The sequence below is a fragment of the Mucilaginibacter sp. P1_A3 genome, assembly GCF_056406855.1.
This window is the reverse complement of record NZ_JBFTZJ010000001.1, coordinates 901,951-915,065: the sequence shown is the minus strand read 5'-3', so window position 1 is coordinate 915,065 and position 13,115 is coordinate 901,951. Positions and strand designations below refer to the sequence as shown.

Annotated in this window: 14 protein-coding genes; all 14 read right to left on the bottom strand. The window is 37.3% G+C overall.

Annotated elements, in window-relative coordinates:
• Window positions 1-7 precede the first annotated feature (7 nt).
• The 14 genes from AC1D0K_RS03680 to AC1D0K_RS03615 all read right to left on the bottom strand — a co-directional run bounded on the left by AC1D0K_RS03680 (window position 8) and on the right by AC1D0K_RS03615 (window position 13,087).
• Complete coding sequence (locus AC1D0K_RS03680; RefSeq protein ID WP_477442344.1) at window positions 8-1,162, bottom strand: glycosyltransferase family 2 protein; 1,155 nt, start codon at window positions 1,160-1,162, stop codon at window positions 8-10.
• Between the two features lie 88 nt (window positions 1,163-1,250).
• Window positions 1,251-2,471 (bottom strand): glycosyltransferase family protein, encoded by a 1,221-nt coding sequence (locus AC1D0K_RS03675; RefSeq protein ID WP_477392991.1) that lies wholly within the window; start codon window positions 2,469-2,471, stop codon window positions 1,251-1,253.
• A gap of 1 nt (window position 2,472) precedes the next feature.
• Window positions 2,473-3,825: an oligosaccharide flippase family protein gene (locus tag AC1D0K_RS03670; RefSeq protein ID WP_477392993.1), complete on the bottom strand. Its 1,353-nt coding sequence runs from the start codon at window positions 3,823-3,825 to the stop codon at window positions 2,473-2,475.
• 10 nt (window positions 3,826-3,835) lie between these two features.
• Window positions 3,836-4,450, bottom strand: coding sequence for an acyltransferase (locus AC1D0K_RS03665; RefSeq protein WP_477442342.1), 615 nt, complete (start codon window positions 4,448-4,450; stop codon window positions 3,836-3,838).
• A gap of 11 nt (window positions 4,451-4,461) precedes the next feature.
• Window positions 4,462-5,916, bottom strand: a complete 1,455-nt coding sequence (locus AC1D0K_RS03660) for an O-antigen ligase family protein (RefSeq protein WP_477399432.1) — start codon at window positions 5,914-5,916, stop codon at window positions 4,462-4,464.
• Window positions 5,917-6,187: 271 nt separating this feature from the next.
• The gene (locus AC1D0K_RS03655; RefSeq protein ID WP_477399430.1) at window positions 6,188-8,347 is read right to left on the bottom strand and encodes an exopolysaccharide transport family protein; all 2,160 of its coding nucleotides are present in this window, start codon (window positions 8,345-8,347) and stop codon (window positions 6,188-6,190) included.
• Window positions 8,348-8,349: 2 nt separating this feature from the next.
• Window positions 8,350-9,030, bottom strand: coding sequence for a TolC family protein (locus AC1D0K_RS03650; RefSeq protein ID WP_477399428.1), 681 nt, complete (start codon window positions 9,028-9,030; stop codon window positions 8,350-8,352).
• A 3-nt stretch (window positions 9,031-9,033) separates the two neighbouring features.
• Window positions 9,034-10,122, bottom strand: a complete 1,089-nt coding sequence (locus AC1D0K_RS03645) for a sugar transferase (RefSeq protein ID WP_295716987.1) — start codon at window positions 10,120-10,122, stop codon at window positions 9,034-9,036.
• Complete coding sequence (locus tag AC1D0K_RS03640; RefSeq protein ID WP_295716986.1) at window positions 10,103-10,489, bottom strand: response regulator; 387 nt, start codon at window positions 10,487-10,489, stop codon at window positions 10,103-10,105. The genes AC1D0K_RS03645 and AC1D0K_RS03640 overlap by 20 nt, the downstream gene beginning before the upstream one ends.
• 648 nt (window positions 10,490-11,137) lie before the next feature.
• A complete protein-coding gene (locus AC1D0K_RS03635) occupies window positions 11,138-11,524 on the bottom strand; it encodes a VOC family protein (RefSeq protein ID WP_477398972.1) in 387 nt (128 codons plus the stop codon).
• Window positions 11,525-11,583: 59 nt separating this feature from the next.
• On the bottom strand, window positions 11,584-11,805 hold the full coding sequence (locus AC1D0K_RS03630; RefSeq protein ID WP_477398970.1) for a hypothetical protein: 222 nt from the start codon (window positions 11,803-11,805) through the stop codon (window positions 11,584-11,586).
• Between the two features lie 33 nt (window positions 11,806-11,838).
• Window positions 11,839-12,228, bottom strand: a complete 390-nt coding sequence (locus AC1D0K_RS03625; protein ID WP_295716980.1) for a DoxX family protein — start codon at window positions 12,226-12,228, stop codon at window positions 11,839-11,841.
• Between the two features lie 17 nt (window positions 12,229-12,245).
• Window positions 12,246-12,644, bottom strand: a complete 399-nt coding sequence (locus AC1D0K_RS03620) for a DoxX family protein (protein ID WP_295716978.1) — start codon at window positions 12,642-12,644, stop codon at window positions 12,246-12,248.
• An 11-nt stretch (window positions 12,645-12,655) separates the two neighbouring features.
• Window positions 12,656-13,087 carry a VOC family protein gene (locus tag AC1D0K_RS03615; protein ID WP_295716974.1) on the bottom strand — a complete coding sequence of 144 codons (432 nt, stop codon included), beginning with the start codon at window positions 13,085-13,087 and terminating at the stop codon, window positions 12,656-12,658.
• Between the last annotated feature and the right edge of the window lie 28 nt (window positions 13,088-13,115).

The following is a 13,115-nucleotide window of genomic DNA, read 5'->3' as shown; positions in this document are numbered from 1 at the left end:
TTACGATTTATACTGCTGTATGGTCGTGCGGTGTATGAATAAATTTTTTATTTGCACCTTTTAATTTAAACAACAGCAATAACATCGTGAAAAATATGAGTGGCAATTTAAGTGCAGCATTGAATAATTTGCTGTTAAAATAATCACCGGGTATAGCAACAACAATAGCAATATAACAACATAGTGTAGCTACAAGCCATAAATGCCATGATGGGCCGATGCCTGGCGTTAATATTGATATGAATAACATAAATGGCATTATTCCCAACATCAATACCCGTGGTAATATCGACATTTGATATATTTCATTAAAATAATCAAAGTTGCCGTTCATGAATAATTCACGAAGGCCGCTCAAGCCATATACACGCAATAAATTGAATTGTGCAGATAGCCATCTTTTGCGTTGTTTTTTAAATACCTCGGGGTTGCTTACCTTTTCATCGTATACAAAAGCTTTTTCGGCATAGGCCACGCTTATTTTTTGACGCGTAAGTATTAGCCCCATTTCCTTATCAAAGCCACCAACCGCGTCAATTTGACTCATGGTAACCTTAAATAAATTATATTCAAGCGCCATCCCCGAACCAATAATGGCTGCCGAAAGGTTTAATACCCGTTGGGATTTCCTGAAAATATGGTTATTGATTTCTTCGCTTATCGCATCAAGTATGGCAACGTTTGTATTAGTGTTTTTTGCTATTCTGTGCCCTTGAACCACCTTTTCACCAGCCTGTAGATAATTGTTGATCTGGTAAAGGTAATCGGGAGCGGCAACGTTATCAATATCGTATACAATGGCCGCATCAAAGCCATCCGCGGTATTTTCAATGGCTTTATTCAGTGCTTTTGATTTTGTACTATTCTCAAAAAAAACTTCCACTACCTGCAGGGGCAGTTTTCTTAGTTTTTCAAGTGTTTCGGGTTGAAGCGAATCGGCTATAATGCAGATGTGAAATTTATCAGCCGGGTAATCAAGTGTCAATGCACCCACCGCCGAGTTTAATAAAATTTCATCTTCTTTATAAGCGCATATATAAATAACAAATTTACTTAACGAGGTAGCAGCGGGTGGGTATTTAATGGGAACTAATTTCCCCAATACAGAGAATATAAACAGATAAATACAATATATACCGAGATATATAAAAGCTATACTCATTATTAAAGAAGCAATAAACCTAATAATCTCCATGCTTATAATATGTTATAAAGACTTTTACTGTCTTTTTTAGGGTAATGTTGCATTATTATGAATTTAATGCGTTATTGTTAGTTTCTAAATTTAATGCCAAAAGCTTTTCTATTTCAATAATTCTATGCTCCCAGGTATTTTCTGCTGCAACGGCCAGCCTTTTTTGTTGCAATTCAGGTGTATCCTTTAACGCATTGTTTATGGCAAGTGTAAACTCTATTGATGTTTTGCAATACGCAACACTATCGCCGGTAAATTCCTGTAAGTCGCTGTTAAAATTAGATGACACTACCGGTTTGCCCGAACCCAGGTATTCAAATAGTTTTAACGGAAATATGGAATTGCTCACTTCATCTTTTTTAAAGGGAATAATAGCAACATCAAAGCCTTTTAAAACGGCCGGCATTTGCTCATAGGGTACAGCGCCTTTTACAAAGGCATTGTTTTCTTTAAACGCGGGCATGTCAACGTAATCAACATCAACCGGGCCGATGAACGCGAAATTTTTATCCTGGTTTTGTGCCAGTAGCTCTGTAAGTAAATTATAATCGATGCGGCGCTCAATATTGCCAAAGTAACCTATTACAGGTTTATTAATGCCTGATAAAATATCAGCAACAGGCAATTTAGGGTCAAGTGCTTTTTGGCTATGGCTAATGTTTGCCGCATTGGGTATAAAATGCGAATTTGGGTTTAATTTAAGTTTGTTATCCCTTAACGCTTTACTGGTGCAAATTACCAGGTCGACACTTTTAACCACGATATCCTCTGATATTAAGCCATGTTTGGTTTGGTAGATCTCTACCAATGGGTCAACACAGTGATAAACTGTTAGCACCGGCTTTATCAGGTTGTGAAAAGTAGGGTAGGTGTAATTGTAAGAGTTAATGTAAATGTAATCGGTGATATTTAAATTTTTGATCACTTTTTTTAGTCGCCGCCCAACTATCAATTCATTAATCCTTGCTGCAATACGGTAAAGTTTTCCTTCGGGCAGCATATTAATTGATGGTACCGGTGGAGATATAACAATTTTAAGATTGGGTATCTCTGTTTGAATAATACTATTCACCGAAGAAAAGAAATGAGGCTTCCTGATCTTAAATTCTGGGGTATCTTTAAATTTAATATAATCTTTCCAGGTAAAGGGTCTGTCTACATAGTACACATTGTTATGCTCAGCCAGGTGCCTGGCCATAGTGTAGTTTGTTGATTCAAGTCGGCCATCAAACTGCATCTGCGAAAATATGATGATATTACGGTTCCTGAGTTCCATATTAAATTTGACCGGTTTCCTTTTTTCTGATCTTATTATAAAAAACGCCTAATAATTCTATCAACTCAAGGTATCCTAAATAGAATATATCTTTAATTGAAAACTCTAAATGTTTTTTAAGTGCCCAGTAACCAAAAATAGCCCCGGCAAAAAATGTGAAAATGGATGCTATTGCTACGCCATACAAACTGTGAAATATAAATATGCCTGCAAAATCGGCACTTACATTTACAGCCAGCATGATGAAAACTTTTATCATATTTAAATGGGGCTTTCCAATAATATCCAGTGTTATTCCAAAAAATCTGTCAATAGGTAGCAGCATTACAAAGCACATAAATATGCGGAAGATATTACCTGCATCTGAGTGCTGGTAGGCACTGCCAAATAATAAACCTATAATCAAATCGGCCAGTAAAAAAGCAACTACAGCTACAGGTATCAGGGCGATGGTAAGCATCCCTGCATACTTTTTCATGATGTAGGATACATGCTTTTTATCTTCCCGGTGCACTGCTGCCGACATAACAGGTAATGCAGTTGCAATAAATGCTCTTAACGGAATCTCAAAGATCTCCATCAACCGCTGCGGAATATAATAAACGCCCAGCAAGCTATCAGGAAACATCATTTTAATAATAATGGTATCAGAACTGCGCAACAGATAGGAGCTGATGGATGTGCCCACACTAAATTTACCAAAATGGGCAAGCTCCTTTACAGATGCCCAACTTTTACTGCTTATGGTTTTTATTTTTGACCAGCCATTAAAAACGGTGATTAAGCTGCTGATGATGTTATTTAAACAATAGCAATAAATAGCATTTTGAAAATTGGCACGATGAAACACTATCAGCAGTAAAATAAATATAAAGAAGCCACCCTGGTTAATAAGTTGTAACAGGAAAAGTTTATCAAAACGTTCCTCGGCCTGTAATATCCAGGTTGCTATTGCGGTTGGTAGCGAGCACAGGTAAGTGATACCGAACCACATTAATATAGTGAACATATTGGGGCTGGTGCCAAAGTAGCAAAAGAAAAGGTATACCAGCAAATTACCCAAACCAAAAGTAAATACGATAGTTAAACCGATGTACCAGGCCGAACCAGCAACATTTGCCGCCCTTTCGGGACTGGTACCAGCATAGTATTTTATAAGGGATGTTTGCAGGAATCCTGTTCTGAAGGTATCTGCCAGGGTGAATATAACCAAGAAGAAAATGTAATCGCCAAAGTCGGTTTTGGTGAGATGGCGCGCCATTAGTGCTAATATAGCCATGCCCAAAACAGGCATTATGGCATTACTTGCTAAAGAAAGAGTGTGCTTGTTTATAAGTTTTTTAAAAACCCCCATTAATTGTTTATTACGTTTTTTCCCAGTTGTTTGTTGTGAAATTGTACTTTTTAATGACTTTTGCCGGGTTACCCACAGCCACGGAATATTCGGGAATATTCTTTGTAACCACGCTGCCCGCACCTATAATAGCATGCTTACCTATAGTTACGCCTGCAGTGATTACGCTATTGGCACCCACCCAAACATTGTCGCAAATGGTTATCTGTTTGGTTACCACTTTTTGTACCCTTGGTGGGAGAGTTACATCCTCATAGCCGTGGTTAAGGCCCGATATTACAATGTTTTGAGCAAGCATTACATAGTTGCCCATATTTACCGGGCCAATGATTACATTGCCTATGCCAATGCCACAATTATCGCCTATTGTCACATCTCCAACGCCATTATTAATAGTGGCGAAATCTTCAATAATGCTTTTACTTCCTAATGAAAATTTATTGAAAGGGAATATATCTAAACGGGCATAATACCTTACAACGGCGCCTTTACCGCGATGGTGATAAAAAGGAGTAATAAACCAACGTACCCATAGCCTTGGCCTTGATTCGCCGGTAGGTATCAGCATCCAATGAACTAAACTTTTTAACCTCGGGCTTGATTTTATTTGGGCTATTACTGACATCTGGTTTAATGCTATTGTGGTAATAATACTTTACTCATATTGTTGCTCTCTTCCAGGCGTTTTTGTTGCACTGTATCCAGGCGTTTGCAAGCTACTATTATGGCAATTGCCAGGTAAAATATAATATTTGAAGGGTATTGTACAATAGCCTGTTGCGGAAAATTACCTATGTTAAAGGCAAAAATTACCAGTACCATGGCCATGCAATAGTTTTTAAGCCGGGGATCTTTAATGAGGAAGAAATAGTTGATCCCACTGCGTAATACCACAAAAAACAGTGTGCAAAAAAGGATTAATCCTACCCAGCCCATTTCAACAGCCACACGCACGAAACCACTATCCGGCGGAAATTTAGCCAGCATGGAATTTGGCGAGAAACGCCTGCCCCAAATACCTACAGAGCCAAGGCCTCCGCCCAATGGGTGAGATAAAATAAAAGGCTTTATCCGCTTCTGATTTTCAGCCCTTACATTATACGATGGATCATCCGATGGGCTAAAGGCGGTTTGGAACCTTTTAATTGATGGATTTGATGTTGGTACTACAATTAAAAAAGTGAGCATTAAGCCGGCTATAATAGTTGACATCAATACCTTTCGGTTAAAATTAAGCACAGCTAATATAGCAAGTGAGGCAGGCAGCAAAACATAAGCCGCCCTTGTGCCCGAGTAAAGCATAACATACAGAAAAAATGCTGCCGTGCAACCTAAAATTATTTTTTTACGGGTGGCTATATTACCCATGGTAAGCGCTATACACAACAAGGCACCTATAACCATGTTATAGGAGAAGGTAACCGGATCTGAAAAAATGCCAAATTTACGCATGTGTCCGTTTATAAACAGTAAACCCACCCTAAGAGGATCGGAGTAAAGCCATTTTTTTTCAAAAGGTAAAAAGCCAAAGTTTTCCTGCTGAAAGGCCGAAATAGCGGCAATAACATCAAGTAAAATCCAAAGTTTAAAAACGTATTTAATGAAGTTAACCGAACGGATATGGTAAACAAACACAAAATACATGAGCATAATAAAGCCAACCGTGCGCACCGTATAAATCCATGCAAGTACGGATGAGGCAGATGGATTGGCTACCTCCAGCAGGTTGTACGCCAGCCATATTATAATTAAGGTACTGATTGGGTTTTTAAAGTAAGTCCAGTTATTTTCGCTTTTTTGTTTGATAAAAAAACCTAAAATAAGCAGGTAGGTTATTGCATCAAGTAAGGTTCCTATCGGTACCGCATCAGGTAAAAATTCCGAAACGTAATTGATAAAAAATGACGTGATTATTAATACGGTTATCCCAAATTGGGGGTAGGCCACAATACCAAATAAAATTGGTAAGCCGAAGGTAATTACTACAATAGCGCCGAAGCCAATAATGCCGAGCTTATAAACTATCAGGCTGATAAACACTACTGCTAGTGCTAAAAAAACAAGCACAAACGGGTTAGAAAACTTTTGCATAAGTAGCCTTTGCCCAAATGTTACTTTTGCCTCGGTGTTATTTGTTTTATCATTCTGCATTTGTGGTAGACAAGGAAATTATAAAACCAAAATTTTTATTACCCAAACAAAAACACCTATAAAAGCTATTGCGATAGCTGCCTTACGCGATCTGTTTTGCAGTGGTGTTAAATTTTCAAAAGGATCTGGTTTTGCTTCAATAGGGTCTATTCTCATAAATATTAAAGCTAAAGGTGTATCAACAATAATTTAGAAATGGTTGTAATAGTAACTATTTCTTTTTGAGATCAAAAGTTGCTTTATTTAACACCCAGCCGCCAAACTTACCGCCAAGATTTTTTAAAAATGCCAGGTGAGCTTTTTGCGCATTTGTTAAACTCCTGTTGGCCTCAAAAACAGCTATTGTTTTATTGGCAAACAACAACCACTCTTTTGATTTGTTTAATGAGCTCAACGGCGCTGTATCAATAATTATTATATCGTATTTTGATCTAAGATTATCAAAGCGGCTTTTAATAAAAACTTCGTCGCCAATTTCAAGTAGGGTTACATCGCCGGCATGGTTACCTAAAACGTTTGATGTGCTGCTGCTTATTTCAACGTTATTAAAGGGCGTGTTTTTGAAATACTCTTCCAGGAACAAGGCAGGTTGCGTGGCCTGTGTAAGGGCGGGATTATCAAAGTTTCCATCAATCAGCAACACTTTTTTATTGATCATGGAGTAGGAGTAAGCCAGGCTGGTAGCAAACACAGTTTTACCGTCGTGAGCCCCCATGCTGGTTACCGCTATCACCTTTTCTCCGCGAAGCTCCTGGTCAATTTCAAACCTTATTGATCGTAAAAGTTCTTTATACTGTCGCATTTTATCGCGGTTCTCCACGTCCCAAAGTTTTCTAAGATCAAGATTTGATCCATGTACTCTGTTAAGATAGCCCAGCAATGGTAATTGTGTTTTATTAACCAGTTCGGCAGGTTCCTTAATGGTATCATCAAGGTAGAACAATAAAAACAAAACAAACAGGCAAACAAAAAGTACTGCTACGGCGCTTAAGCCAATAAGGAGCATTTTTTTTGATGGCTCCGGTGCTTCTGGAGCAGCTATTTCTACCTGTATCAGTTTAATGGAAAAGTTTGATTTAAGGTTAGTTTCGTTGTACTTATTTAAAACTTCCAGGTATTCTTTGCTGGCGATGTCGATATCAAAATCATAAGTTTTAACCTTCGCATCAAAGGGTACCAGGCGGGCAAATTTTGTGTTTAGATCTGATAACTCACTATTGATAGATTGAATGCTGTATTTAGCCAGATCGCGCGATACTTCCAGCGTTAATTTTTGCTTAACAAGATCGTCTTTAGCTACAAGGGGGCTGCTTATGTATTTATCTGACGATTGATTGATTTCTGACGCTAATGCTTTTTGAACAGAATCTAATGCCGGTTTATATTTAGGATCGTAGTTGCTGCGTATATACCTGTTTTGAATGTTATGAAGTTCATCCTGGGTTGAGGTAATGGCCTGGTTATATTTGCTTATGGTTGACTCTAAGTATTTTCTGTCTGAAGGCTCAAATTTGCCATTGATAGTTTTAAGGGCACCCTCAAACGAAGCAATATTCTTTTCGGCTTCTTGTTTTTTATCATTATAAACAAGTATCTGGCTAAAAATAGCTTTTGACTGCTCATCAAGGTTTAATATGCCATTATCTATCTTGTATTTTTGAAGCTGAGTTGTTTTATTATTTAGGGCATTCCTTTTTTGATCCAGTAGTTCTGATAGAAAAGCGACCGCGTTTGATTCGTTTTTCTTTACTGTTTGCGTGTAGTAACTAATAAATTGCGTACACAATACGTTTACCACCGTTGCGGATAATTGTGGATTTTCTGAATCAAAACTTACGGATATAAAGTCACTTTCATCATCCCTGAATATTAACAGTTCCTTGCGCAGAGAAACGTCATCATATTTCATGGAGCGCAGCAGTTCGTTTAAAATGCTTTCCTGTTTGTTATAAAGCAATAAAGCTTCAAGGTGATCAAACTTATACTGGAAAACCTTTAGTGCATGTTCCCGCTCATATTCATGCATTTCTGCAAGTTGCTTGCTGGGTTTTCGAAAAGGCGCATTTGGATTCTTGAGGTCATGTATGATAAGCGAATAAGAAACCTGGTTAACCATTTTCTTTAACTTCATAATGGCCATGAGGTTACTAAACTCACTTAATACCTGTTGTTCCTGAACATTAGTATTGGCATCCTTATCAAGCAGGTGGCGCGATGCATCGATAATACCGGTTGCTATTTGCGCATGGGATACATAGTTATCCGGTAGTTTTTTAACAAAGTAAAATGATACAACTATGGTTGCAAGCGGTAAAAAAATTAGTATTAATCTGTATTTCTTTAAAAGCTTAAAAAAATTGGTTATCTCCATTTTTATTTAATATCCTCTAATTTAACACCTAATAGTTCTTCAAGATTAGTTTTGGTTGTCCACGTTGCTAATTCAGCTTGTACCATAAACGAATTTTGATTATAATAACTATTTAATTGCTCATTATAGATCTGAAAAGTTGTTTCTCCTTTTTGAAAGGAATATTTTAATTGCTTAACCGCGCTACTGGCGTCGGTTACCGCGCCCGAGCGTAACCTCAATTCGGTCATGGCAGAAAGGTAAGCAAAATAAAGTTTTCTTACCTGGGCTTCAAGGTTGAGCATGTACTCAGCCTGCTGGTATTGCGCAATTTTATAAGTTTCATGCGCTGCATTAGTAACTGCAGGGTTTTTAAATAATTGACCAATACTCAATGTTATAGCCAGCTGGTAGCCTTTAAATATGGTGGGCTGCGCCTGGTTAACTAAATTTTGCGGACTATAAATATAAGATGCAGTTAATCCATCCAGCCAGGCAAATTTTGTTGCATTGTAATTGCTGTGAGCAGCATTTACCTGGCTTTGCCTTACTTTAACCTCGGGATAATTCTTTTTTGCAACGGCTACCAGTTTATCAAGATAGGCGAAATTAACATTGTTTATAAAAGTTTCCTGTGCATGTAATTGGTTAGAAAACAGGGTGATAGTTAATAAGAAACAAAAAATTCTTAAATGTTTAGTCATTGTTTATACTTTTTCTTTTTGAAAGAGGGCTGGCACCGTTCCAACAATAATCCGTAAATCTAACCAAATAGAGTACTTCTGAGCATAAAAGTTATCCAGTTTTTTCCGCTCTCTTTCAGACATATCCTCTTTGCCACGTTTGCTGATTTGCCACAAACCTGTTAAGCCGGCAGGGCCCAGGAAACGCATCGACCATTCGTTCGACGTTAACATTTCGGCTTCATAAACAGGTAATGGTCTATTGCCAACTACAGACATATCGCCAACTAATATATTAAAGAGCTGTGGAAGTTCATCTAAGCTGGAGTTGCGTAAAAAGTTGCCAAGCTTTGTTATACGCGGATCGTTTTTAATTTTAACAAACGCAGCTTTATTGCCGCCGCCTCCTTCTGTTGCGTATTGATTATTCTCTGTTGATAATTGAGCCAATAGCTGATCCGCATCAGTCCTCATCGATCGGAATTTGTAAAAATCAAATACTTTGTAGCCTGTGCCAACGCGCTTACTTTTATAAAGCACAGGCCCTTTTGAATCAAGCTTTATAGCTATCGCTATAAGCAGGTAAAGTGGAGATAGGAAAAACAACATCGAACCTGATATGGTAAGGTCAATAATGCGTTTTCCAAACGGCATTTTATAAGTAGTATCAACCTCTTTTGAAAGTTCAAGTAACCTTGGTTTTATCAACTTAAAGGTTACCAGGAAATTTAATCTTTCGCGCAGGTCATCAATAGAAAAAGGAAGGCTATAAAAATCATGCACCTTCAGCTGCATCGCCTTTTTCTTAAGGGTATTATCGTTTTGAACAGATAGTAAAACAATGATAGAGCCATTGAGTAAAAAGCTTTTTTTAATTTCTTCAACCAAAGCAAAGCATTTTCCATGAGCATCTACTTCCATCAGGATAATATCCGGAACTGTTAAAATAGACTGCTCGCCCAGATAACGGTCAAGTTCGGCAATAGAATCGTTAAGATGGATATTGAAATTACTAAGGCCGGTTAATATAAGGTCTTTTAAAGCCAACCCAGCGTAAGCGATCTTAATGTGCGAACCAGAGTTTTCGTTCCAATCAGACGTTTGGTGATTCATAAACTTGTAAGAGTTGATTAATGGCTGATTTTAGCTCGTTAGGTTTAAATGGTTTGTGCATATATCCATCGATTTTAAATGGCATATTGCTTACCTGCTCATCCAGATCATGAGCTGCAGATAATAACAGAACAGGAATGTCGCGATAAAAACCACTTATCTTAACATTTTTTGCAAATGACTGGCCATCAAAATAAGGCATTTGAAGATCAGAAAGTATCAAGTCGGGCATATTGCCATCCTCCAACCAACCAAAGGCATCGATGCCATTGTTTTTAACAACAACATCATAATCTTTAGAAAGAATAAAATTGAGTAATTTTAGTATGCTTAAATCGTCATCGACAATTAGTAAGGTTCTCTTCATGTTATTGATTGGGGTGGATCTGAATTAAAAAGCAGTTATAAGCATGTAATTGTTATCAATTTAATAAGTAGATCAGGCTTTAGGGTTTTTGCAAATGAATATTTAATTTAATGATTTGCAAAGCTAATAGGTGTACGTTAAAACAATGCACAGAGTTTTGTTTTTTGTAAATATTCATAAAATGTTTAACCTGATGTAGTGATTTAATCCATGTAAACAATTACTGTACCGAAAATACATATAAAATGCTTACTATATTTATATACGATTATTTTATTTACTATTAAGCAAATATGCCAGTTGCCGCAGTGTTTAAAATTGACTAATTATGGGTTATAAGTAACGTATTATATTGGTTTATTTTCCCTATTGTGGAATATATTCCCGTTTGGGGTTAAAACTTATAAATTGGGCAAGTTTTTGCCTGATTGCTATTTAAAGGCATTTTGAAGTTAAGCTTTAGCCGCCGTTGTGTTTTCTACAGATGTATAGACGGGAATATGAACGCCTTGCTGCATTGGGTGAGGTTTTTAAAAAGTTTCCCACTAATACTCAATGGGGTATTGAGGCAATATTTGATGATAATAGTAAAAGTTCCTTAAGCTGGCTTAAGGAACTTTTGCTATTTAATAAGAATAAGATATTCAATTAATTTTTTTGTTCGATAACGGATAAAATATTACCTGCCGGATCTTTAAACCAGGCAATGGTAGGGCCGCCAGCCGTAAATATTCCTTTTTCATTGGTTTTAAAATGTTCCTCGTTATAAACAATGAATTTTACACCACGTGCGGTAAGTTCATCAACTGTTTTTTCCACATCATTTACAGGGAAATTGAGTATGGTAAAAGTGGCAGGCACGTGGTTGGGCTTTGGGTATATGATGATATAGTTTCCACCGGTAAGTTGCAAACTTATTAAACCTTCCATTGCTTCGTCCTTTACTTCGAGTCCGAGGATTTGACCATAAAACTCTTTGGCTTTTGCAGTGTCGTTTACAGAAAATCCGCTAAATGCTTTACTGTCTTTTAACATAATAGTTCTCCTTTATTATAACAATTAGTCAAGTTGGTTTTTGTTTTGCATGATAGAGCTTAATCTACCAGTACCTCACCGTGATACCCAAAATCTTTTAAAAAAAGGATTAATGCCTTCGATCTGATAGTGCCCTTTTTACACTGTACACGCAAAATATTATCGCAATCATCAAGATCAAAATTGGCATTATAGCCCGAGAATGTTTTATGAATGTGATCTAATAAAATTTTAGCGTATTTGCGCTTGTTTACATTGGTTTTAAAAACTTCTACCGTCATAATAGTTTGTTTTTTATTCCGTGAGTAAGGTGCTTATTTTGAAACGAACAAGGGCGCGTATTTATCCCGCTGGGTATAGGCCAGGAATAAAACCCCAAGTAGCAACGGGATTACACTGGTAAGGCCCGAAGGTGCCAAAAATGCGTTGACTAACACAATATTTAGCATTACCGGGAACAGAACTACTAAAGCCAGCGCAACGTACCTGCCGAATAACAAAAATAATGCACAAACCAACTCTGTTATTTTTATAAGCATCATTAAGTAGCCCGAAGCCTCAAGTCCGTCATTAAACACTTTCATGTTGCCGGTTACAGGTGGCATCTGGAATGCATGAAAATAGACCATTAAAAACCAGCTTACCGAAGCAAACAGGAACATTAAGGCAACAAGGGTACGTACAATAATTACTGCGATCTTCATGTTTTAAAGTTAAATTATTATTGATTTTTAGTTTTAGGATTTACTTCAATTTGGTTGAACTTTTTCCAGAAATAGTAGGTTGCAAATAAAAATACAACTATTACAATTGGCGGTATAAGATCGGCCGGGCCATCACCAACAAAAGCTCTGGATGCAATTGCTCCAAGGAAATTAAAAGCGAAACCGGCATATGCCCATTCTTTTATTGCTTTGAATTTATTTTGTAATATGGCAATTACACCCAATAGCTTGGCAACCCCAACAATAACCATGAAATAAACCGGGTAACCCAGGTGTTGCAATACGTCAACACCTGCCTGTTGTTTTGTAACGCCGCCGTAACCATCCCCGGCCATTGATAAAGCAAGTAAAACGGTTAATATCCAATAGGTGATCTTAATTGTTTTCGCGCTCATATTATCAATATTTACTGCGGGCGGTTAGGTGAATAGCTTACCATCCATGAAATACCAAATTTATCAGAAAACCATCCGAAAAGATCGCCCCATGAAGCAGGAGAAAGTGGAACCATTATATTGCCACCTGCAGATAAAGCATTGAATAATGTGTTTGCTTCTTCTTCGCTTTCTGCAGTTAAAGATAGGTGAAAATTGTTGCCTTGCTTATAGCCCATGCCCATTTCGCCAACACTATCTGTAGCCATTAGTATATTGCCTTTACCAATTGGGAGCGCTATATGCATCAGTTTTTCTTTATCTTCTTCGGCTATATGCCCTGCCTCGGGAGAATCTTTAAAGCGCATTACGGTCAGAAATTCACCACCAAAAATTGATTTGTAAAAATTAAAAGCTTCCTCGGTATTGCCGGGGAAATTTAAATACGGATTAAGTGTGGCCATTTTTAAGGTTTTTAGTTTATAATTTTTT